Source organism: Enterococcus montenegrensis (assembly GCF_029983095.1).
GTDB lineage: Bacteria > Bacillota > Bacilli > Lactobacillales > Enterococcaceae > Enterococcus_C > Enterococcus_C montenegrensis.
Window position 1 is genome coordinate 2,458,425 of sequence record NZ_CP120467.1, and the last position, 23,156, is coordinate 2,481,580.

A 23,156-nucleotide genomic window follows, 5' to 3' on the forward strand; every position below is an offset into this window, starting at 1 on the left:
TAATGATAGCCGATTCCTAAAAAATTATCAATCAAAAATTCATATTTTTGTTTGTGAAACAACGAACATATGGCTTTTTTGAGAAGGATACCAAAAAGCTGAGAAACACAAATGGTAAGGTTTTCTCAGCAACTGTTATATTCCTAATCCGAAACAGATTTTTTGTTATCTTTAAAACGTTGAGAAAGCTTTGTCAGCTCTGTTTTACTAACCAAAAAATGAAAACTTTGTTTATCCAACCGGATTGTAAGTTTCAGACTGTCCTTTTCTTTGGCAAATTCACACTTTCCTTGTGAAAAGTTCACGACGCCTTTTTTACGTTCTTCAATTGGTAGTGTGAAATAGTAAACGAAAAATAATTCTTGCATCGTTTTGGCGCGGTACAACCTTTCTGTTTTTATCGTACCTGTTACAGTAATAAAATGGTGTGTTAAAACCCCATAACTAACCAGGCTCAGCAATGCGACTAATAATAATGCGGAAAGTAAGACACTTGCTTTTGGTTTAGTTTTCCACCCATTTCCCATAACAAACCCTCCCAGATTGAAAGAATACTTTTAACGTCACACTTTTCGTAGTTAAATCTTTTGAAAACCGTAAATGGTAAACATCCATTAAAAGCGGTTGATGCCCTAACTTATCCACTTTTTTTCGAATCATGTTTTGCCCTTTTTCAATCGAGATTGCCTGCCCTTTTTGATCTTTACACTTTAAAATGGCCTCTGTACAAGAAATCATGCTAGTATTTTGTAGCTCATTTTCTAATTGCAACATAAACGTTGCAAACTCCTGCTCTTCTCTACTCATAATATGCTCTTTTAGGCGGATCGTTCGTAAGAAAAGCCCCGTAATCAACAATAAACATAAATTGAAAATTAATAATGCTATCAAACATTCTAAGAGGGTAAATGCTTTAATTTTCAAGTTGCACCTCCATTACCACACCGTCTGTCTCACAATAAAAATGATAAGCTTGCGGATTATAGCGAATATGGTAGCTTTGGTCATCATAAATTAGAGTCTGGGTAAGCTTGCCACCTTGTCGCAGGATAATTTTTGCCTCTTCATACATTATGCGGCTTTGTGTCAATCGTTCTTTGGCGTTGTTGCTTTGCGTTAGTAACTGCTGTTGTTGCTGGATTAAAATTAAGGCACAACCTGTTAAAATGGTAAGTGCCACCACAGCTTCCAGCAAAATAAAAGCTTTAGGTAATGGTTTTGACAAAACGGCCACTTCCCATCTGATACACGTATTCAATCCTTTGATTGCGATTTTCCCACTCGAAGGTTACAGTATCCATCCCAGAATAATTTCCCGTTGTTGCACTTATTGTGATACTATCTGGCATTTTATAAGACAACTCTGTCGGAATTTGTAAATCAGGATAGCTTTTATGTTCGGAAATTTTAAAATGCAGCAACTGTTCCTCCCGATTAATTTCAAGTGTCGTTCCGACTTGTTGGGCAATTGCAGTCTGTTGTAATAATAAAAAATTCTGCTCAAACTGCGCTAGAAATATTTCCACTTTCACTTTTTCTTCAGCCGGACGCAAAATTAACACCGGAATTAATAAAAAAGAAGTAATAACAACGAGTACGACTAAAGATTCTGCGAGAGTAAAGGCAGACATTTTCTTATGGCATAGGCTTTTTTGGACTATTTTCTTCAGCATGTCTTTCATAGATTTCCCACTGTTGTTTTGTGACATAATTTTTTTCTATTAAATCTTCTCCCGTAGGCTTTTTATCATAATTTAATTCATACAATTCAATTTGTGTCGCAACCGTCTTAACGATGGCCGCTTCACTTCCTTTTTGTGCTTCATCTTTTTGTTGTGATAAATTGGGTACAAAAAGCAGCAATAAAATACTAATAATAAATAACACAACTAACATTTCGATGATCGTGAATGCAGAAAAATTTCTGTCTCTTTTTGAAAATTTGAGTTTCTTAACTAGAAAGCGCACATTCTCTCTCTCCTCTCAGTTATATAGCTGGATGTTTCCATATAAAGGTAAAAACAAAGCACCATAAACACTAATAATCAAAACGGCAATGACCACAAAAACCAGCGGCTGGATCAGACTAATTGCTCTTTCAACTTTGCTATTTAACTTTTGCCCACACAATTTGCTATATAAAATAAGTTCGATGCCGAGTTTTCCTGTTGCCTGCCCTTGAAAAACAATCAGACTAAATTCCGGTGGTAAAAACGCGTATCCCTGCAATTTATCACTTAAGGACTCTCCTTTTTGCAAGGCATAATCCAGTTCAGTCGCCAATTGACTTAACAAAGAACTACTATCTGTCTTTTGCATAACGTAAATAATCTGGTTAATTTCTAATCCTTGTTGAAATAATTTTCCCCACTCCAAGGCAAAATAATTGGCGATAAAGAGGCGATAAAATTGTTTAACAACAGGTATTTGACTTAAAAAATTCGCCTGTGCTAAAGCGGAACTTTTTTTGAAGAACTGTTGAATAAGGCCATAGGCTAATACAAGTAGCAAAACAAAAATGAACAACACATACGGACTATAACGAAGAAATAAAATGCCCCAATGACGTTTGGATAACATGCCAGAAGCTAGCAATTGCGGTAATAAAAATTGATGCAAACTCACCATTACACCACTGACAAAAATGAGCAATAAAAAGGGATAACTTAAAACTTGTCGCAGGGCGCGTCTTTGCTTTGCAGCAAGTTGGAGTTGTTTTGCAATTTGTCCCAGTGTTTCAGCTAACAATCCCTGTTCTGCTGCTAATTGCACTTGGGCGATTTCGCTGGCGGTAAAGTCAAGTGTTTGGAAAACTTCACTTAATTGTGTTCCTGTTGCTAATTTGTCACGAAATGCGCCTATTTTTTCTGCGTTAAAACCGTGACTTCGCTGGATAACTTCAATAGCTTGCAGTAAAGTAAAGCCGCTTAGCAATAAATCGGCTAAAGTTTTTACAAAGCGCTGTTTTTCAGTTTTCTTGCTGGTAAATTTTTTCATCGATTCGCCCTTCTTCAACTAATCGCGCCAAATTTTGTTGCCAATTAGAAAATGGTAGTTCATGTTCAAACTGATAAGCCAATAAACTCGCAATTTTCCCCCTTTTATCAGGCAACAAGCGCTGATAAACAATACCACCTAAACAATAATCCAATTCATTTTCAATCGGCAGTAAATCCCGCAGACGACTTTTGGTCTCCATTAAATTAGCCGCATGAACTGTGGCAAAAACTTTGTGTCCGGTCAGTGCGGCTCGAATCGCCGCCTTGGCTGTTAAAGCGTCACGAATTTCACCAATGATGAGACAATCCGGACGATGTCGTAAAGCCAGTTGGATCAACTTATCATACGTTTGTCCAATCGCCTCATTCGTTTGTAATTGCAAAAAAGTGCTTTCTTCAATTTCTACGGGATCTTCAATCGTAATGACTTGACCACCATCTGATTTAGCGAGACGATACATTAATGTTGTCTTGCCCGAACCTGTCGGGCCACTGAATAAATACAAGCGTCTTTTTTGAATCATTGCACCTACAATTGCCAATTGTTCCGGTAAATAGAAATGTGCGACTTTGGCGATGGGCTGTAAAAAGCGCAGAACTAAACTTTCATTCCCTTGATAATTTCCCACAACGGAAAGACGCAAACGTTGCTCTCCCATTGCTGTTTCATAGGTGATAGCTCCTAGTTGCACTTTTCTTTTCTCTCCGACATCCATTTGACCTAAATATTTAAACCGGGCAATTAATTTTTCAGCACTATCTTTTGGGATGCTATCAAAATGAATACGTCTACTGCCTTGGCGAAATTGTATCTGCCATAGTTGGTTTTCTGGCGTAATATATAAGTCTTCCATTTTGTGCGTCATCCCATAGGTAATTAACGTTTCAGATAATTCGGTGACGTCCATCTACTTTCCTCCTCACAAAGAATTACGCCAAAAAAATAAATTTTTGTTTACCAGCAGGAACTTTTTTTATTGGCAAAATAAAACGCAACGTCGCCTTAAAAATTGCAGCTTTTCAGCAAGAAAAGCTGTAGGAAGCCTTCAGATCTAAGATATAACAAAAGCTATTCTTTCTTTATAAATAAAAAAAGCTGGGACAAAAGTCATTAACTTTTGTCCCAGCATTTAGCTGTTTAACGTTGTTTTTTAGTTTTATCTGCAAATCGGGCTTCCACACGATAAATGGGTTGACCTTTGGCGCTGAATTTTTCTTCGTATTCCGTCATAACATTGTCAGCAAACTCACTATTGTGTAAGTCTAACCAAACTTGTTTTAACGTCATACCATATTGCGAAAAACTAGCCAATGAATATTCAAATAATCCTTGATTATCGGTTTTAAAGTGAATCTCCCCTTTTGGTTTCAAAATGGCTTCATCCACTGCTAAAAAGTCTGGTGAAGTCAACCGGCGTTTAATATGCCGTTTTTTGGGCCAAGGATCAGAGAAATTCAAATAAATTTGATCGATTTCACTATCTGCAAAATATTCAGTTAAGGCTGAGCCGTCAACATGTAAAAGACGTAAATTTTTGACTTCTGTCGCCAATGCCTTATCCAAAGCATGGGAAACTACGCTTACTTGCATATCGATTCCGATATAATTAATATTAGGATTTTGCTGGGCCATCCCACTAATAAAACGCCCTTTTCCCATTCCAATTTCAATTTGAAGTGGTTTATTATTGCCAAACACTTCATGCCAGTTGCCTTTATGGGCTGTCGGCTCTGCAATCACGATTTCTGGATGTGCCGTAAGCATTTCTTCGGCACCATTTCTTTTTCTTACCCGCATGCTCATTTCCTTTCTTTTTCCTAACTAAATTTAAAACAACTCACAAAAAAAGAGCAAAGTCAAAAGCTTCCGCCTACGACATCGCTCTACTCACTAAAAATTCGTTTAATTTGAATAATGACTTCATTCATTGTTTCAAAATCACCACGAACGTAATATTTTTTGACTTCTTGTAACAACGACATCAAAGCATACCAGTATACTTTTTCCAAATTGGCGCCATTTGGCATCATACCATAACTCATTAACCAGCGACTCCAAGAAGATTTAGGTAAATAATGACCCAAAAACGTGCCGATATCCACTGCTGGATCACTAAAACAAATAGAATCCCAGTCTACCAAATATAAATAATTACGACAGACTAGCCAATTACGATGATTGACATCACCGTGAACCACCGCCACATCTTCTTTTGTGAATTCGGGTATATTATGCTTTAAATAATGCAAAACCAATTGTAAAAAACGATTTTCTGCAATCGGGTTTGCCAATGCACTCTCGTATTGTTCTAACATCATTTTCGGGGTTAAAACTTCACCGCCGATTTTTTGTAGCATCCGTTTTAAGGACTGGGAATGATGCAATTGATATAAGACATCCACAACATCGTTTCTTTTGCCGATTTCTTCAGCAGTTAAAATTGTTCCTTCCAACCATTCCTGAGCTGAAAAAGTATCGCCATTGCCGGTTCTTTTGGTCCAAATTAACCGCGGGGTAATCCCTTCTTTTGAAAGAGCAGCAAGCATTGGCGTTGTGTTGCGCTTCACAAAAACTTTATCGTTTTCCCGCGAGCCAACATACGCTTTTCCGGTATCGCCTTTAATGGGACTTAAATTCCATTCTTGGCCTAACTGAATATCCATCGCTCCGTCCTCCTTCAAAACAAAAGTACCCCCATTCTAGCGGTCTCACGCGCTATCGTCAAGCGCATATACGTTCCCCTGAAGTGCTTTTTAAGAGCTTTTTTATTTTAATGCCCGCTATTATGCCATCTTCTTTAAACGACGTGGGACATACCAATGGGTAAAGAAAAATACCATGAGAAAATATGCAGCGATTACTAAGAAACGCTCGTACCATAAAGATAGCGCCAAACTGGCACTAATTGCAAAAACAAAAGCCGCCAAACTTAATAACAGCAAGAGTAAAACTTGTAATGCTTTAGCCTTTTGTTGGCTAGAAACTGGATAAAGTTGGGTTAAAATCATATAGCGAAATTGATTGTATAACGGGATTAATTGAAAGCCAATCATATAAATAAACAAAATGCCTAAACCCAAACTAAAATAGACGTCTTGAACAAAATACAACAATAAACTTCCAATCACTACTAAACGGATAAAAAGACCGCTGTATTCTGAACCTCTGGCAAATCGTCTCGCATATAAATACAAATACGTATTTTTTTGCTGCGGTTTGATTTTTTGCAAAACACCATCTAAATACGCGCGGCGTTTAACTGTCGCTGTGATTTCTGGTACATCAGTAAAAAGATTGATAAATTGGTAAATGCGGTGAAGCCGGCTTTTCTCCATGCCAATCATTTTTTCCCAATCTAAATTCTCTTCGCTTTTTGCTAATAATTTGAAAATGCCCACCCAAGTGACAAACGCTAAAATTAAACCGATAAAAGGATTTAAAAAAATACCAGCTGCAAGACAAAGTACTGACAAAACCAGCCAAAGCAGTTCGACTTGTCTTAATTTTGATGGTGCTACTTGATAAATTTTCAGTGTGGCAATTTTTAATTGCGCAAGTTTTAACAACCACATCGTTCCTAACAGAATAAAAAAAGCGGGAAATGTAATGGCGGTAGTTGCCACTAAAAGTGGCATTAAAAAACCTAAAACTAATAGTTCTATAAAAAAAGGCAACAATAGAGAATAGTTAAAAGCTCCTTTAAAATACTCTTTCAATGCTCGTTCTTTGGGCAACAAAAAGACAATATCGGCTTCTTGCATTAAAGTTGCAAAACGTCCTAACGGCAAAATTGCGACTAAAATCAGTAATGCTACTCCTGCTGCCGGCCAAAAATTACGTGGCAGGGCTTTGACAAACTCGGAATAATAAAGCCCAACTCCCCCAAGTAAAAAGACACAAATTAAGACAAAATGATCATTAAAGACATAGCGTAGATATTTTTGCATATGGCGTTGATGTAATGCTAGACGCTTTTTAAACAACTCACGCATTTTTTATCACCTGCGCTTTAGTTAAATGCAAATAAATTTCATCTAAGTCGGCACCTTCTAAGCCAAATGTCGCCTGTAATTCAGCTAAGCTCCCTTGGGCGATGATTTCACCTTCGTGCAAGACAATAAAACGATCGCAATATTTTTCAGCTGTAGCCAAAATGTGAGTAGACATTAGGATAGCCGCACCATTTCTTTTCATTTGTTCCATCAATTCCAATAATGCGTTGATTGCCAATGGATCTAATCCTAAAAATGGTTCATCGATAATATAAAGGCTCGGTTCGATTAAAAAGGCACACAAAACCATCACCTTTTGTTTCATCCCCTTTGAAAATTTAGCCGGAAACCAATCCAACTTATTTTCTAAGCGAAATGTTTTTAACAAAGGTTCCGCTCGTTTGAAGGCTTCTTTTTGCGGTATGTCATAGGCCATCGCCGTCACTTCAATGTGTTCTTTTAAGGTCAATTCCTCATACAAAGAAGGTGTTTCTGGAATGTAGCCGATTTGTTTGCGATAATTTTCTGGGTCTTTTTTTAACGTTAAGTCATTTAAGGTGATACTGCCTTTTTGTGGTTGTAATAGTCCGATAATTTCTTTAATTGTCGTACTTTTACCGGCTCCATTTAACCCAATCAACCCGACTAATTCTCCTTCACCAATCGAAAAATTTAAATTTTTTAAAACAGGAAACTGACCATAGCCTCCTGTTAAATCTTTTACTATTAAACTCATTTTGATAAGCTCCTTTATCTCAGCTTTTAAAATTTAAATTGAACACAGTCTCATTATACCAAAAAACACCCTTTCTCTGAAAAAAACTGGCTGGTTGTGGTAAAGTAAGAATAACGAAATCCATCAAAAACTCACAGCAAAAAATTAGCGCTGTTAAAAATTAGAGAGGATGAAATTCATGGAAAATTGTATTTTTTGTAAAATCGCAGCAGGTGAAATTCCAAGCTATAAAGTTTACGAAGATGATGTCGTCTATGCCTTTTTAGATTTATCCCAAGTGACACAAGGACATACCTTAGTTATCCCGAAAAAACACGTCACCGATATTTTTGAATACGATGAAAAATTGGCCAGTGCCGTGTTTGCCCGCATTCCCAAAATTGCCCGCGCGCTAGAAGCGGCTTTTCCGGAGATGGAAGGTTTAAACATTTTAAACAACAATAAAGAGTTGGCTTATCAATCTGTTTTTCATTCTCATATCCATTTGATTCCCCGCTATGAAAAAACAGATGACTTCTCTGTTCATTTTGGTGATCATCAAGGTCTGCATAATGAAGCTGAATTAAAAGCCATTGCCACAGCAATTGCAAAGCAGGTGAAATAAATGTTAAAAAGTTTCCTTAAAGGCTTAGTCGTTGGTTCTGTTGCCGGCGGTGTGGGTACGTTACTCACGGTACCAAGAAGCGGCAATGAAACTCGGGCAAAATTAGCCCAAGAGCTAGATGTTGCCACCCAAACAACACTTGAGTTAAATAATAGCTTAACAAATTTCAAAAAAGCGCTGCAGACGACGCAACAAACAGCACAAGCGATTATCCCCGCTTTTACTGCCGGGTTAGAACAAGATATTACAGACTTCAAATTTCAAGCAGAGCCACGGATTGCCCAAATAAAAGACCAAGTCAAAACGTTAAGTGAACATGTCGATGTCTTAGCAGATCCTCCGCTACAAAATGCAGATACACCGGAACACTCTAAGGAAAACTAAAGAAAAGCGACCATTGTGTGAATTTTGTTTGAAACTTCCAGCCAGTGATTTTTTTTAAAAACAGAATGTGCTATAGTAATATTTGTGAAAATTAAATTGAAAATACAGGAGTGCTCGACTAAATGAAGAAAAAAATGTTATTAGCCGCTGTCAGCGCAATGGCTGTTTTATCCCTTGCTGCTTGTGGCTCTAAAGACCAAGACATCGCCACAATGAAAGGTTCAAAAATCACGGTTTCAGATTTTTACGATCAAGCAAAATATGATTCTAATAATCAACAAACAATCCGTAACATGATTATTTTAAAAGTTTTCGGTGACAAGTATGGCGACAAAGTGGACCAAAAAGCAATCGACAAGCAATACAATGAACAAGCAAAAGTTTATGGCGATTCATTTGAACAACAATTGGAACAATCTGGTTTCACTAAGAAAACTTTCAAAGAATATTTAACCCAACAAGCAGCTTTAGAAAAAGGGATCAAATCTCATGTTAAAGTTACTGATAAAGATTTAAAAACCGCTTGGGATTCTTTCCATCCAGAAGTTGATGCCCATATCATCGCTGCTGCTAGCGAAGACGAAGCGAAAAAATTAAAAGAAGAAGTAAGTAAAAAAGATGCTGACTTTGAAAAAATTGCCAAGAAGAGTTCAACTGATTCTGCTACCAAAGAAAAAGGTGGTAAAATCTCCTTTGATTCTCAAACAGCAAGTGTGCCAGCTGATGTGAAAACAGCTGCTTTCAAACTGAAAGACGGCGAAGTTTCTGCTGTTATCCCTGTGACTGACCAATCTACTATGATGACAAGCTATTACGTTGTCCGGATGGATAAAAATAAGGCCAAAGGCAATTCAATGGACCCTTACAAAAAAGAATTAAAAGAAATTGCGATCAATACCAAAGCATCTGACTCTACTTTCTCTGCTAAAGTAATCGGTCAAGAATTAAAAGATGCTAACGTAAAAGTAAAAGATGATGCCCTACAAAACATCTTAAGCGACTTTATTGAAGCTGCTGAAACAAAAGATACAAAATCAAGCTCAACGAAAGATTCAAAAGTTGACTCTTCTACTGAAGAATCAAAAACAGCTGAAAGTTCAACTGCTGAATCTAAATAATGTAGTAGCTAATAACACCTGCAACAGCTATAAACTATGCTGATTGCAACTAAACTTCACCATTCAAAAACCGCTAGGACAAAGTATTAACTTTTGTCCTAGCGGTTTTTTATAACGGTAAAAAAAATCTTTATTACAAGCTGTCAAATTTTCCCAACAGAAATCAGCTTACTTTTGTTGGCTTTTCCTACTTCACTTTTTTCTTCATCAACCAAGTTATCAGTCCATATAAAATGCTATTTCCCAGCATCAATATAGCAAATACTGGTATCATCGCCGAAGTTAAAAAGCCAATTTCTAGAATTTTATGAAATAGCATTGCTGCCACATAAATTCCGCCAATGGTAGTAATCGTTAAAAATAACCGTAATGGATTAAGCGGTAAGCAAGCTCTAATCACGGCTAGACAGCTGATACCAATTAATAAATAATACATTAATGTGGTGGTCTGCATCTGGGGCCAATTGGCTTGTTGCGCAAGTATTGCTACGGCCAAAACATTCACTACAACTAATAAGGCATTCGGTAAAGCAGATTTCAGTGCTGTAGGTAAAAATTTCCCGCTAACTTTTGTTTTGTTGCTTTCAAAAGATAAAAAGAAAGAAGGATAGCCTTCAATCGCCAAGTCAATCAAGGTGATTTGAATTGGGATAAAAGGAAAAGCACTGACACTGAATAAACAAATAATGGCTAGTAAGAAAGAATAAATCGTTTTGATAAAAAAGATACCGGAGACTTTGGTCACATTGTTTACAACCCGTCGTCCTTCAAACAAGACTTCTGGTAACGTGGTAAAGTCTGAATCGAGTAATACCAAATTGGAAATTTGGCGGGTCGCTGCATCCCCGTCAGCCATCGCAATACTGACATCCGCTTCACGCAAAGCCAACACATCATTGACACCATCGCCTGTCATCGCAACTGTTCCCCCGGCTTTTTTTAAAGCTTGAACCAAGAGTTTCTTTTGTTGTGGGGCAACGCGACCAAAAACCGTATATTTCAATGCTGCTTCTTTTACTTCCTCATCTGTTTTACAGGTCGTTAGATCAATATATTGTTCATAATGTGGTAATCCTGCTCGTTTGGCAATATTGGAAACAGTAATCGGATTATCACCAGAGATAACTTTTAACGCAACACCTTCTTGATCTAAATAAGCAAGGGTTTCTTCTGCTTTGTTGCGAATAATATCTTCAATTTCAATTACTGCGATTGCCTGCGGTTCTTCTTGGTCAGCTGCTACGGCAATCACTAAAACACGCAATCCTTGTTCTTGTGCGTGCAAAACTATAGGTGGAATATTTTCTTTTGCCAATACGCGTTCGGGCGCCCCCAAGTAGACTGTCCCAATCGTTGCCAAATCCATTTTGCTCCATTTTCGTTCAGAAGAAAAAGGGGTCACTTGGCTAGCAGCATAGGTAGTCGTTTCCGGAAAATAATCCCGTAGTGCTTGCATCGTCACATTACTATCTGTACTATTTTTTAAATAACTTCCAATAATTGCAAAAAGTTGTTCTGTGTACGCTTCTTGTACACTGTGTAATTTTAAAACCCGCATATCCCCTTTGGTAATCGTACCAGTCTTATCCAAACAAAGCGTATCCACATGAGCAAGGGTTTCAATTGCGTACATATCTTGAACCAAAATTCTCTTTTTCGCTAGTTTGGTAACCCCCGTGGTTAGCGCAATACTAATTAATAAAACCAGACCTTTGGGTAACATCCCCAACACAGCAGCAGCCGAGACAACCACAGCTTCTTTTGTACCACTAGAACGCAGGAAAAAGGCTTCTAAGAAAAGTAAAATACCAAAAGGGATAATGACAAAACTAGTGAATTTTGCAACTTGACGAATGGCCCGAATTAATTCTGAATTAAGTGGTTTATGATTTTTCGCTTCATTGGTTAATTTCACGGCATAATTATCTTTGCCTACATGGACAACTTGAGCGAATACTTCCCCACTAACTAAAAAACTCCCAGACAACAATGAGGCCCCCGCCTGCTTTGCAATTAGGTCTGATTCTCCGGTCAACATTGCTTCATTGACTTCAGCAAAGCCTGTGACAACTTGCATATCCGACGGAACTTGTTCGCCGGCACCTATTTTCACCAAATCATCCATTACCAATTCTGTAGAGTCTACCTTTACCTCTATCCCGTCACGCAGGACGCTAACCTGCTTTTTATTCACGATTGAAAGTTTTTGAACCAAATTACGGGCATGAATCTCTTGATAGATACCAATTGTGATATTGACCAAAATAATGACCAGATAAAACATATTGCTATATGCGCCCACTAAGAACAGGCAAATTCCAATCAATAAATTCAAAAAATTAAATAGGGTGACTAAATTATCGTAGAAGATAGCCCCCGTTGATTTGGTTGCACTTTCAGTAAAATTATTTTGCAATCCTTGTTCTTTTCGCTCCTGCACTGCAGCTAAGCTTAAACCACTTCTATTTTCCAAATTTAGCGTCTCCTTTTGAAAATCGTCTACAAAAAAAGATAACACAGGAAATTTTTATTTACTGAAATTCATTGAAATTTTCTAACTGCCTTATAAAAAGTTTAAGAAAAATGGACCAGCAAAAAAACGTGTCTCACTCTTTAGTGTTCGGACACTCCACGACAAAAAAGCCTAGTTTACCCCGATTAAAATTAACGACGTAAACTAAGCTATTGTTATTTTCATCACTTTAATTTAAGGATTACACATCTTTGGGTAGGTAAAAACTGCGATTGTCCATTCCAAAAATGCGATCAGAGTAATTTCCCGGTTGTGTTTGGCGCAAAGAAGTCAACATCATTTGCATGGAGGCATCTAAATTATCAATTTGATGTAAAATTTCTGCTTCCATAATGCGGGGACGAACAGGTGACCCATACTCTAATAAACCGTGATGGGCCAAGACCATGTGGCGTAAAACCACAATGTCTTCTTCATTTTCTTCAAATTTCAAAGCAATACAGGCTTTCGTAATTTCTTCATCCACCAACACCAAATGTCCAACCAAATTTCCCACGAGCGTGTATTCTGTTGACATTGGGCCCGACAACTCAATCACTTTTCCTAAGTCATGTAAAATGACGCCTGCGTATAATAAAGATGGGTTCAACTCTGGATATTCTTTAACGATGGCTTTGGCTAAGCGCAACATCGAAACCGTATGATAAGCTAGACCACCGGCAAAAGCATGGTGATTGCGTTTTGCTGCTGGATAGTCAAAAAATTCTTTTTGATATTTATTCAACAAAAAGCGGACGATTCGATTCCAATGGGGATTGATAATTTCAAATAAGGTCTGATTGATCTCTTCTTCCATCTCTTCTTTTTTAAGTGGTGCTCGCTCCATATATTGCGTTGGTTCGCTGGGTTCATCAGCGCGAGCAAGACGCAGATGGATGATCTTCACTTGAGGATTGCCATTGTACAATTCGCGTTTTCCTTGTAGTGCAACCACTTTTCCTGCTTCAAATTTATTAATTTCTTCTTCAGAAGCATCCCAAAATTTACCATCAATCGTTCCAGATGTATCTTGGAAAGTAAATGCAATAAATTTTTTACCGTTTTTGGCTAAACGCACATCGGCATTCTTAATTAACAAAAAGGCTTGAAATTCTTCATCCACGGCTAAATCTTTTAATTTTTTCATGGCAATCTCCTTTTACTTCTTTTTTCCTTATCACAATTTTTTTCTACTAACGCAACAAGACAATCTTTTGCTGTAGCTTCTCATAATAGCTTACCATTTCTACGTCAGAAGACAAACAAATCACTTGATAGTGCTGTGAAAACTCTTGTAATAATACTGCCAGCTGTTCTTTGCGAACACTATCATAATGCAACCAGCCATCATCGATGATTAACGGACATAGCACATTTGTCTGCAAAGCTAAATAACCAAAGCGTAATGCCATAATCACTTGATCTTTCGTACCAGTCGAAAGTTCGTAAACTTTCCAACTTTGATTTTTAGTTTTGACCGCTAATTCCCCTGCGATAAAATCCAAGGAAAAATAATTATCTTTTGTCAAAAGTTTTAAATATTCACTGCTTTTTTGTAATAGTTGTGGCAATTGTTTATCTGAAAGCTCCGTGGCCAAATCCCCTAATAAAGCTGCCATTAATTTATTTTTACTCCACTGTAAGGCAAGTTCATATACCTCACTATCTGCTTGAGCTAATCTTTGGCGCAACTCATCTAAGGTACCATCACTTTGCATTTGTTCCATCTTTAATTGTGCCTTTTGCAAGTTACGGCTAAGTTTGCGGTCTTCTAGTTGCAACTCTGCTAGTTTACTTTTGACAGCAGCTAGCGCCATTGCCAATTGACTAGCGGTAATTTTTTGGGGGAATAGTTTTGCTAGTCGCGTCGCTAATTCTTGTTTTCGGGCTAAATCCCCTGCTTTTTGATGCATTTGGGCAATCCATAGTGGAATTTCTGTTGGTTGACTAATTCCCACACTTTGCAACAAGCGCTGATTTTCTGTCAATAATTGATCGAGTTGCTGTTGTAATTGTTGGTTTTGCCGAATTAGTAGGGCAGCTGTCGGCTGTTCTTGTTGCAGCTTAACTTCTTGCATTTCATCGGTAAAATTTTGCAACAGCCGTAAACGCTGTAAAACATCTTGATTAGCTTGAGGCAACCATTTATCTAAAAATCGAAAACGTTGCAAAAAACTCCCATAGGCTTGATCTAATTGATCTAAACGTTGGTCAGCGGCCATTAGCGCTTCGTTTTTTATCAGATAATCTTTGGCAGCATTTTCCAACTGAACCAAAGCAGTTGGTAAATCTTCTGGGGATATAAGCTGGGGTAGCCTTTGTTGCAGTTGATACCAAAGTTCTTCTTGCTTAGCTATCAATTGCGTCACTGCTGTCTTCGTCTGATTTACTGGCTGCGCTTTGTTTTTTACTTTGGCTGTCTGATTGCTCTTTATTTTTTGATAATACTTATACGTAGCAAAAATTAGCGCGATTGACGCCATTGCCCATAAAATAAAACGTACATTTTTACTTAAAAGGCCACTAATCAAAAAAATTACAGCGACAATACCGCATATTATGGTGGTAAGTGGTGGTTTTACAGGCTGTTTTGACGTACTTTTGTTATCAATTGCAGCTTGCAGGTGGGCACTTTGCCAAAGTTCTTCTTGTTTTGTCTGGGTAATGTTTTCTGTTAGTTGCTGATAGTCTTGGGCTAAGTTTTTTATCAACTTAACCTTTTGCTGTGGATCTTCTCCTACCTGGAATTGGTACGTATCCTCTAATACCGTTACAGCTTCAATTAAGTCTTGTTGGACCTGGAGCTGATTTTGAAAATCATCAGTTAAACGTACCGCTGCAACTTGTTCTTGTAACAAACCTTTGATTTCACTTTCATGCTCGAGATAAAAGCGATAGCGATCGGTTAATCCTTGTGTTTCATTTAATGCAATTAAGGCTTGCTTTCCTTCGGCTAAACGTGTATTCAATTGATTATATTGATTGTAAAATTCTTGCAGTTTTTCTGGCTCTGCTCCTAAGTCATCGTTAGGATATTTTTTTTGCAAAAGTTGCCACTCTTCGTATTGCGGAAAGCTGTTTTCTTTTTCTTTTAGTGTTAAATATTCTTGCTGTGTTTGCTGTATTTTTTCAGCTAATTCCTGCTGCCGCAATTCATCTTGCTTTTTTTCAGCCAAAAGATCAGTAATGGCGGCTTCTTTTGTTTCTTGCTGATAAACGTGTTGGGCGATTTTCTCTTTTTCTTTTAGCGCCTTGTTTAAAGCTTGGCGCTGTCCTCTAACTTTGAATATTTTTTGTTCATTATCCTGGTATTCTTGCTGTTTACCTAACAACTTTTTGCTACCGGTAATTCCCAATGAAATTAAGGCATCATGAAGCGGCTTTTCTTGTAGGCGTTCTAATTGACTCAATTGTTCCTGCTGGAAAGTAAAGACATCTTCAAATAATTCACGATTTAAAGGTGCAATCAACTGATTTAACAGGTCATCGCTACCTGTTTGCTGGCCAAAATAAACTTTTGCTTTCCCACGGTTGACTTGTTTAAAGCGTTCGATTGTCACTTGTCCATGAATAGGTAGTACAATAACTAACCGTCCGCCATAACTCGTACCATCTAACGGTTCAAAATCTCGTTTCCGTCCTCTTTTAAGAGGGAAGCCAAACAACATTGCCATAATAAATTGATATAAGGTTGACTTGCCTGCTTCATTAGCACCATAAAACAACTGATTGCCCGCTGTAAAATCAATGGTTTTATTACGATATTTACCAAAACCGGTAATCTCCGCTCTTAGAAGTTGCATCAATCTTGCCCCCATTCAAATTGCTCGTTTAATTCGGCGGCTACTTGTTTTAAAACTTCTTGGCGAAATTCAGGATCTTCCAGCAGTAAAGTGGTATTTTTATTTATAGTAAGTTCGGTTAATACTTCTTTAAAAATCTCACCATGACTAAACTCTTGCAGTAATTGTGTTTTTAATAAATCACTAGCTGGTAGTGAAATCTTATGTTTTGTTTCTTGTAATTTTAAAGTATGGACAAAAATTTGTGCCGGCCATTGTTGATTTAATAAGTCTTGTAATTGCCCATTTGTAATCATTTCAGCGAAATTTTGTAAATGTTCACTGTCAGTCAGGACTAATTCTAACAATAACGCTGTTTTGGCTGATACTGGTGCCAATTGTTTGCTCAAATAATTTAAAACGGTCGCATTATTTTCACAACTGGCTAATGAAATTGTTCTTTTTTGCCACCGTAATGCAGCTACTGGTCGTTTACTTACGTTAATGTTACTTCCAGTTAACTCCAGCAAAAGAACATTGCCTAAATCAAGTTCTTTTTTTGTATGTCCTTGGGGAGTACCTGGATAAATCATTTCAGCACTTAATTGTGTTGGTTGATGGATATGCCCCAAGGCCCAATAATCATAATTTTTACTCTTCAACTCACTCACACTAAAGGGCGCAAAATTAGCATCCTGAACATCTCCGTGATAAATTCCAATGTGATAGTCTACTTCTAAATTCCGTAGCGGAAATTCTTGGGCCATTTTTTTTGTCAAATATTGCTGACGGTAGCTAAAACCAGATAACGCATATTTTTCACCATTTTTGGTAGTAGCAGTAATAGTTTTGACTGTTTCTGTTTCAAATAAGACAACATTATCTGGAAAAGCAAACCAGTAGCGATTTTCTTCATAATAATCATGATTACCAAAAATCAAATATACTGGAATCTCTGCTTGTGCTAACTTTTCAAATTGTTGCATCAACAACTGCTGATTTTTCAAAGAAGGATTCATTTGGTGAAAAGTATCGCCAGCAAAAATGACGAAGTCGACATTTTGCTCAATCGCTGTGGTGACGATATTTTTCAGTGTTTTTTCGTTGGCTTGATTTAACTTTTTTGAAAAATCTGCAGGCAGCTCTTTTGTTAAGCCTTCAAAAGTGCGATCAAAATGTAAATCAGCGACATGGATAAAGCGCATAATAACGCCTCCTTAATTCAATAATTTCACTTTAGCTTTATCATAAAAAGTAAGAAACGATTTTGAGCTTAACGGTTTGAAATTAAATTCAAAAAAGTTTTACATCAATAAAATTCAGTGGTAAAAAAAGACGCTAAATTCCTTTATATCATACCATTTATCACCTATTTCGTCATCACAAATACGAAAATTTGTTCGCCTTTTTTAAAAGAAAAATGCCGCCAAAAAAATTTGACTAAAACAATACGCGCTGTTTTGCAAACTGCCTGCAGCACAAAAATAAAAGTGGAATTTTAGAAAATTACTCCTCCAGTCTTCTAAAATTTTATCCTCATCAACAAAAAAACAAACAATCAAAAAGCGTAACAGCTAGGTTACGCTTTTTAAGATTGTTTGGTTATTTTTTTATTTCGTTTTCACAGCATCTTCTGCTAACAATAAACAGCCCGTAATGCCACTTTCATTTGGTAAACCCCAACGCACGATATATTCACTAACCGGTGGTGTTTCCACATATCCCGCTACTTGCTCCACAAAACTTTGGCGAATTTTCATCAACAAGTGATCTTGATTCATTACGCCCCCACCTAGAATAATCCGTTCTGGTGCTAAGGTTAGAACATAGCTCATTAATGCTTGGGCAATATAATACGCTTGAATTTCCCAAATCGGATGATCTTCTGGTAGATCTTGTCCTTTAATCCCTGTTCTTGCTTCTAGACTTGGGCCTGCAGCCAAACCTTCTAAGCAATCTTTGTGATACGGGCATTTTCCTTCATAGTCATCATCAGGATGACGTTTTACATGGATGTGTCCCATTTCGGGGTGATTAATTCCTGAGAAAATTTTGCCGTCAATTACGACGCCTCCGCCAATTCCTGTTCCCACTGTTAAATAAATACAGCTATTTTTATCTTGGGCCGCCCCTTTTTTTAACTCCCCATAGGCTGCTGCGTTTACATCGGTCGTCCAAACAAAGGGAATATCGTATTTTGCTTTCATTTGACCCAAGAAATCAAATTCAGACCAGCCAGGTTTTGGCGTTGCTAAAATATAGCCGTAATTATCTTTACTTTCGTTAATACCGATTGGTCCAAAAGAACCAATTCCCATAGCGCTAATTTCATACTGATCAAAAAAGGCAAACGTCCCTTGTAATGTTTCTTCTGGCGTAGTTGTAGGAATGCTCGTTTTTGCTATAATATTTTGTTTTTCATCGCTGACCGCACAAATAAATTTTGTCCCGCCTGCTTCAATACCGCCGTAATACATTTTACATCCTCCTAATTTTTGATGGCACAAATCTATCTTGTTGTACCAAATGGTTCTTTTCATCTGTGCTATCTTATTTTGCTAAAATTTTTCTGTAAAATTTGATATATCAATTTATAAAATGATTATACTTGGATATACCCAACATGTCTACGCTTTCAGAAATATTTTTTATTTATGTATGAACAAAAAAGAATATGCTATCATAGCAAATAGATATATCAAAAATCAGCTAAGACATGAGGTATCGATCGTGACGCAACCGTTATATCAAAAAATAAAAACAGACTTAAAAAATCAAATTATTAGTGGCCAGCGCCTTTCTGGTAGTAAATTACCTACTGAAAAAGAGCTTTCAGATAGTTATCACGTCAGTCGGATTACAGCAAAACGCGCCTTAACTGACTTGGAACAAGACGGTTTCATTACCCGCGTTCAAGGCAGCGGCAGTTTTGTCAAAGAATTTATCCCTAAAAATGCTCCCCGCAGAATTTTATTGGTTTTACCTTTAGAAGAAAGCACAGAGCTCTCCATTGCACCCTTGAGTGAAGGTGTGATGACTATTTTACAGGCAGAAAAAATCGATGTTCTGCTGACCAATTTCGATTTTTTAACACATCGCAACACACGTGATATTACAAGCGAGTTTGATGGTTTAATTTACTATGCGCGTAATGAAGAGGCTCATCTGGATCTACTCGTTGCGCTAGCTTTGCAAAATTTTCCTGTCATTATTTTAGATAAAAAAATACACGACTTACCTTTTCCTGCTGTTACTGCTGATAATGAAGTGGGGGGCTATCTAGCAACTAAGCATTTGCAACAATTAGGACATAAAAAAATCGCGTATTACTTTGGTGCGAAAAACCATCCTCAATCAACACGACAACGTTACTTTGGTTATTTGCGGGCATTATCAGAAGAGAAACAGACTTTTCATAGTCATTTAGAGGATACTTACCTAAGCGGGGAATCTTTAAGTGATTACTTACGCCAAAATAATGTGACAGCTCTCGTGTGTGAAAATGATCTTTTTGCCTTAAGAGCGATACAACAATTGCGCCAGCAAAATTGGCAAATTCCCGCTGAACTTTCTGTCACAGGCTTTGATGATACTCCTGCTGCCCGTTTTTTTGATCCAGCATTAACGACTATTTTGCAAGATTTTAAGAAAATTGGAAACACTGCGGCTAAATTGTTATTAAGCTGGTTGCAAGATGGCAAACAACCAAAGGACAGGAAGATTTCTGTAAAATTAATTCAGCGAAATTCAACAACAGCGCTAATAGGAGGAAATTATGAAAGTTGATTGGAGCAAGCAAGAAAAATCACTGTACTTTGCCAAAAAGCCAACGTTAGTCACTATCCCCTCACAACAATTCATTACGTTAAGCGGAGAAGGCAATCCCAACGACGCCTTATTTGCTGAAAAAATTGGCGCTCTTTTTCCCATTGCCTACAAAATTAAAATGGCAATAAAAAAAGGAGCGCTAAAAACGGCAATCGACTATCGCATTTATCCTTTAGAAGGTGTCTGGACAACTACGGATGGCTCACAAGGAAATAATTTGAATAAGGATGCTTTGAAATACAAAATTATGCTGCGTCAGCCAGAGCTCGTAACCAAAACGTTTTTCAATGAAATAAAAGCAGATCTAGTGGCAAAAAATAGTAATCCTTATTTTAGTGATGTGAAATGGGAAGTCTACGAGGAAGGTTCCGCCTTACAAATGGTCCATGTTGGTCCTTTTGATACCGAAATTAACACCTTCAATCAAATGGAGACTTTTATGGCTGAAAATGATTTGGCCAAAACTGTTCTGATGGAAGATTATTGGCATCGAGAAATCTATTTAAAAGATTTTCGCCGTACTCAACCGGAAAAACTGCAAACATTGTTGCGTTACAAAATTAGAAATTAATTTTTAATTTAATCACAAAAAAAAACGGATGTAGTTTATTAAGCCACATCCGTTTTTTTATTTTTTAGTTATATAATTCATGAACAGGGCCCATGATAATGCGGTTTAAGTCATTAACTACGGCACTAAAAGCTTGTTCTTTTTGCATTAATTCGTTAATTAAATCTTCTTTTTGTACTTTTTCAGCTAATTCTTGCGCTTTTTTAGCATCGTCTTCTGAAATTTCTTCACCAGACATCATTTTTTCATGCAAGCCTTGTTGTAACTGTTGAAATTCTTGGAATAACGCATGAGCTTCTTGGTTTTCTTTCAAGCGGTCAAAAGATGCTTTTAAGTCGCCAAATTGTTCTGATTCGCGAATTTCTCGTTCCAATTGATTTGCTGTGTCATAAATGTTCGCCATGATTTGTAACCTCGCTTTTATTTGATATGTTTTATTGTAACATAAAAAATTTAGTTGCCATTTAGTTTGCCCCAAATATCTTGAAAGACACGTTTTGCACCTTCTTTTACCTTCCCGCCAATTTCGCTCAAGCCATCTTTGGCTTTTTCTGCGAAGTCATCCACGGTCTTGCTCCAATCGCTATCACCACTTTGATCGCGATTTACCTCATCGGCTGCCACAACTTTGCCTTTTGTTTGATAGGCATCTGCTACGGCAAAACCAGATTCTTTAACGTGAGGTAAGATATTGGCGGCTTCGGCTTGAAAAATCTTACCGACAACATCGCCGCTGGTTCCTGATAAGTAATGTTCCTTACTGCTTTGTTCAAATCCCAACCATGTAGCAATTACAACATTGGGCGTATACCCTACAATCCATTGGTCATTGGCTTTACTTGAGTCAAAGTTGGTTTCTGTTGTTCCCGTTTTACCGGCCATTGTGTAACCCGGATTGGCTTGTGCTGCGGTCCCATTAGAAAATGTGCCCAATAACATACTGGTCATCTGATTGGCTGTCTCTTCAGAGATAACACGTTTACCTTTTGGCTTCGTGTTATCAACGATAACTGTCCCCTTGGAATCAACAATCTTCGTGATGACATGTGGTGTGTAAAGCTGCCCACCATTTGCAAAAACACCATAAGCTGCGGCCATTGTCATTGGCGATTCGCCTTTTTCTAATCCACCTAAGGCCACTCCGCCCCAGTACTTGTCTTTTTCTGATAAAGAAAGACCAAATTCTTGTGCCTTTTTATAGCCTTTATCAATCCCGATTTCGTGGAGCAACCAGACTGCAGGTGCATTTAAACTCCAAGCAACAGATTGATACATCGGTACTTCGCCAGAATACGTGCCGTCATAATTTTTTACATCGTAGAACTTTAATTTCTCATCTTTTAAGATACTATCTGGTTTATATCCCGCTTCTAGCGCCGGTGTGTAAACACTGATCGGCTTAATCGTCGAACCTGGTGAACGTCTCATTTGCGTGGCAAAACTAAAGCCGCGGAAAGTATGCTCGCCACGACGCCCAACTAATGCACGAATGCCACCCGTATTTGGATCCATTGAAACTGATCCAGATTGGGGCATCGCACCATCGGCGGCATTTTCTGGGAAATTATTGGCATTGTCATACACATTTTGCATTTGAATTTGTTGTTGTTGGTCTAATGTTGTATAAACTTTATAGCCTTTGGTTAAAATATCAGAATCATCAATATCATACTCGGCTTCCGCTTCATCTAAAACAGCGTCGATAAAGTAAGGATATTTATTGCCACCATCTTCGTTATCATACGCATCATATAAAGAATCGGCAATGTTGGTTTGTTCGACTTGTTTTTCTTGTTCTTTGGTAATCTTACCATTATCCACCATCACACCTAAAACAACGTTGCGGCGCTGATTAGCTAAATCGGGGTGGTCAATTGGATTATAAATATTGGGACCTTTTAACATTCCTGCTAGTGTTGCCGCTTCGCTTAACTCAACTTCACTTGCATTTACCCCAAAGTATTTTTTAGAAGCATCCTGTACACCCCAGACACCATTACCAAAATAAGCATTGTTTAAATACATGGTTATAATTTGATCTTTGGTATATTTCTTTTCAATCTCAATCGCTAAAAATAGCTCTTTTGCTTTTCGACTAAAGGTTTGATCCAACGTTAGATACGCATTTTTAGCTAACTGTTGGGTAATCGTGCTCCCGCCACCACCTGAAGTATTACGATTAATCACGGCTCTAACTGCAGCCCGGGCAATCCCTTTAATATCAAAACCGTGGTGGTGATAAAAATTACGGTCTTCTGTTGAAACCACCGCATTAATAATATTGGGAGAAATTTTATCGATTTCGACATAAGAGCCCTTGCCAGAACTCAATTTTCCAGCAGTATCCCCATCTTTATCGTAAATGACCGTTGTATTCTTTAAATCCGATTGTAGGCGATCAACATCTACTTGTTTGGATAAGTAAAATAAATAACTGCTGGTAACCAATACCGCCACCAAACCTAATAAGATGATAATTTTATTCACGTGATATTTCTTCCATACCCGTTTGCGCCATTGATGAAATTGCTGTAAATAAGGCTTAAGCCATTGCCAAAAAGACAATAACGCCCCTTTGATTTTTGTCCAAATTTCTTTTGCGTCCATAACAATCTCCACTCATTTAATT

Annotated in this window: 23 protein-coding genes; 5 read left to right on the forward strand and 18 right to left on the reverse strand. The window is 37.6% G+C overall.

Annotated features, from left to right (window positions below; genetic code table 11):
• Positions 1 to 143 precede the first annotated feature (143 nt).
• From comGG to P3T75_RS11860, 11 genes are all read right to left on the reverse strand, one after another.
• Positions 144 to 527, reverse strand: a complete 384-nt coding sequence (comGG, locus tag P3T75_RS11810) for a competence type IV pilus minor pilin ComGG (protein WP_230710371.1) — start codon at positions 525 to 527, stop codon at positions 144 to 146.
• Positions 505 to 924, reverse strand: a complete 420-nt coding sequence (comGF, locus tag P3T75_RS11815) for a competence type IV pilus minor pilin ComGF (RefSeq protein ID WP_282461695.1) — start codon at positions 922 to 924, stop codon at positions 505 to 507. The genes comGG and comGF overlap by 23 nt, the downstream gene beginning before the upstream one ends.
• The gene (locus tag P3T75_RS11820) at positions 914 to 1,225 is read right to left on the reverse strand and encodes a hypothetical protein (RefSeq protein ID WP_206902179.1); all 312 of its coding nucleotides are present in this window, start codon (positions 1,223 to 1,225) and stop codon (positions 914 to 916) included. Before P3T75_RS11820 ends, comGF begins: the two co-directional genes overlap by 11 nt.
• Positions 1,206 to 1,631: a competence type IV pilus minor pilin ComGD gene (comGD, locus tag P3T75_RS11825; protein WP_282461696.1), complete on the reverse strand. Its 426-nt coding sequence runs from the start codon at positions 1,629 to 1,631 to the stop codon at positions 1,206 to 1,208. Before comGD ends, P3T75_RS11820 begins: the two co-directional genes overlap by 20 nt.
• A 4-nt stretch (positions 1,632 to 1,635) precedes the next feature.
• The gene (comGC, locus tag P3T75_RS11830) at positions 1,636 to 1,896 is read right to left on the reverse strand and encodes a competence type IV pilus major pilin ComGC (RefSeq protein ID WP_282461697.1); all 261 of its coding nucleotides are present in this window, start codon (positions 1,894 to 1,896) and stop codon (positions 1,636 to 1,638) included.
• 87 nt (positions 1,897 to 1,983) lie between these two features.
• Positions 1,984 to 2,997: a competence type IV pilus assembly protein ComGB gene (gene comGB, locus P3T75_RS11835; protein ID WP_282461698.1), complete on the reverse strand. Its 1,014-nt coding sequence runs from the start codon at positions 2,995 to 2,997 to the stop codon at positions 1,984 to 1,986.
• Positions 2,969 to 3,907 carry a competence type IV pilus ATPase ComGA gene (comGA, locus tag P3T75_RS11840; RefSeq protein ID WP_282461699.1) on the reverse strand — a complete coding sequence of 313 codons (939 nt, stop codon included), beginning with the start codon at positions 3,905 to 3,907 and terminating at the stop codon, positions 2,969 to 2,971. Before comGA ends, comGB begins: the two co-directional genes overlap by 29 nt.
• A gap of 230 nt (positions 3,908 to 4,137) precedes the next feature.
• The gene (gene trmB, locus P3T75_RS11845; RefSeq protein ID WP_282461700.1) at positions 4,138 to 4,797 is read right to left on the reverse strand and encodes a tRNA (guanosine(46)-N7)-methyltransferase TrmB; all 660 of its coding nucleotides are present in this window, start codon (positions 4,795 to 4,797) and stop codon (positions 4,138 to 4,140) included.
• A gap of 86 nt (positions 4,798 to 4,883) precedes the next feature.
• Positions 4,884 to 5,663, reverse strand: coding sequence for a phosphotransferase family protein (locus P3T75_RS11850; protein ID WP_206903922.1), 780 nt, complete (start codon positions 5,661 to 5,663; stop codon positions 4,884 to 4,886).
• A gap of 120 nt (positions 5,664 to 5,783) precedes the next feature.
• The gene (locus P3T75_RS11855; RefSeq protein WP_282461701.1) at positions 5,784 to 6,992 is read right to left on the reverse strand and encodes an ABC transporter permease; all 1,209 of its coding nucleotides are present in this window, start codon (positions 6,990 to 6,992) and stop codon (positions 5,784 to 5,786) included.
• A complete protein-coding gene (locus P3T75_RS11860; RefSeq protein ID WP_206903924.1) occupies positions 6,985 to 7,728 on the reverse strand; it encodes an ABC transporter ATP-binding protein in 744 nt (247 codons plus the stop codon). Before P3T75_RS11860 ends, P3T75_RS11855 begins: the two co-directional genes overlap by 8 nt.
• Before the next feature lie 178 nt (positions 7,729 to 7,906).
• On the opposite strand from P3T75_RS11860, the gene P3T75_RS11865 reads away from it, so the two are divergent.
• The 3 genes from P3T75_RS11865 (at position 7,907) to P3T75_RS11875 (ending at position 9,834) form a co-directional block, all read left to right on the forward strand.
• On the forward strand, positions 7,907 to 8,332 hold the full coding sequence (locus P3T75_RS11865; protein ID WP_230710385.1) for an HIT family protein: 426 nt from the start codon (positions 7,907 to 7,909) through the stop codon (positions 8,330 to 8,332).
• Positions 8,333 to 8,716 (forward strand): YtxH domain-containing protein, encoded by a 384-nt coding sequence (locus P3T75_RS11870; protein WP_282461702.1) that lies wholly within the window; start codon positions 8,333 to 8,335, stop codon positions 8,714 to 8,716. It begins immediately after the preceding gene.
• 122 nt (positions 8,717 to 8,838) lie between these two features.
• Positions 8,839 to 9,834 carry a peptidylprolyl isomerase gene (locus tag P3T75_RS11875; RefSeq protein ID WP_282461703.1) on the forward strand — a complete coding sequence of 332 codons (996 nt, stop codon included), beginning with the start codon at positions 8,839 to 8,841 and terminating at the stop codon, positions 9,832 to 9,834.
• Positions 9,835 to 10,021: 187 nt separating this feature from the next.
• Here P3T75_RS11875 and P3T75_RS11880 read toward each other — a convergent pair whose 3' ends face one another.
• The 5 genes from P3T75_RS11880 to P3T75_RS11900 all read right to left on the reverse strand — a co-directional run bounded on the left by P3T75_RS11880 (position 10,022) and on the right by P3T75_RS11900 (position 18,605).
• Positions 10,022 to 12,307: a cation-translocating P-type ATPase gene (locus P3T75_RS11880; RefSeq protein WP_282461704.1), complete on the reverse strand. Its 2,286-nt coding sequence runs from the start codon at positions 12,305 to 12,307 to the stop codon at positions 10,022 to 10,024.
• Between the two features lie 241 nt (positions 12,308 to 12,548).
• A complete protein-coding gene (locus P3T75_RS11885; RefSeq protein ID WP_282461705.1) occupies positions 12,549 to 13,493 on the reverse strand; it encodes a 3'-5' exoribonuclease YhaM family protein in 945 nt (314 codons plus the stop codon).
• A gap of 46 nt (positions 13,494 to 13,539) precedes the next feature.
• Complete coding sequence (locus tag P3T75_RS11890; RefSeq protein ID WP_282461706.1) at positions 13,540 to 16,149, reverse strand: ATP-binding protein; 2,610 nt, start codon at positions 16,147 to 16,149, stop codon at positions 13,540 to 13,542.
• A complete protein-coding gene (locus tag P3T75_RS11895; RefSeq protein WP_282461707.1) occupies positions 16,149 to 17,333 on the reverse strand; it encodes a metallophosphoesterase family protein in 1,185 nt (394 codons plus the stop codon). Before P3T75_RS11895 ends, P3T75_RS11890 begins: the two co-directional genes overlap by 1 nt.
• A 405-nt stretch (positions 17,334 to 17,738) precedes the next feature.
• Complete coding sequence (locus P3T75_RS11900; protein ID WP_282461708.1) at positions 17,739 to 18,605, reverse strand: ROK family protein; 867 nt, start codon at positions 18,603 to 18,605, stop codon at positions 17,739 to 17,741.
• A 253-nt stretch (positions 18,606 to 18,858) separates the two neighbouring features.
• On the opposite strand from P3T75_RS11900, the gene P3T75_RS11905 reads away from it, so the two are divergent.
• Complete coding sequence (locus tag P3T75_RS11905; RefSeq protein WP_282461709.1) at positions 18,859 to 19,914, forward strand: GntR family transcriptional regulator; 1,056 nt, start codon at positions 18,859 to 18,861, stop codon at positions 19,912 to 19,914.
• Entirely contained in the window at positions 19,904 to 20,527 is a 624-nt protein-coding gene (locus P3T75_RS11910; protein ID WP_282461710.1) for a GyrI-like domain-containing protein, read from the forward strand. The genes P3T75_RS11905 and P3T75_RS11910 overlap by 11 nt, the downstream gene beginning before the upstream one ends.
• Positions 20,528 to 20,591: 64 nt before the next feature.
• On the opposite strand, the gene P3T75_RS11915 is transcribed toward P3T75_RS11910, so the two are convergent.
• A complete protein-coding gene (locus P3T75_RS11915; protein WP_206903934.1) occupies positions 20,592 to 20,930 on the reverse strand; it encodes a YlbF family regulator in 339 nt (112 codons plus the stop codon).
• Positions 20,931 to 20,980: 50 nt separating this feature from the next.
• Positions 20,981 to 23,134 (reverse strand): PBP1A family penicillin-binding protein, encoded by a 2,154-nt coding sequence (locus P3T75_RS11920; protein ID WP_206903966.1) that lies wholly within the window; start codon positions 23,132 to 23,134, stop codon positions 20,981 to 20,983.
• Positions 23,135 to 23,156 lie beyond the last annotated feature (22 nt).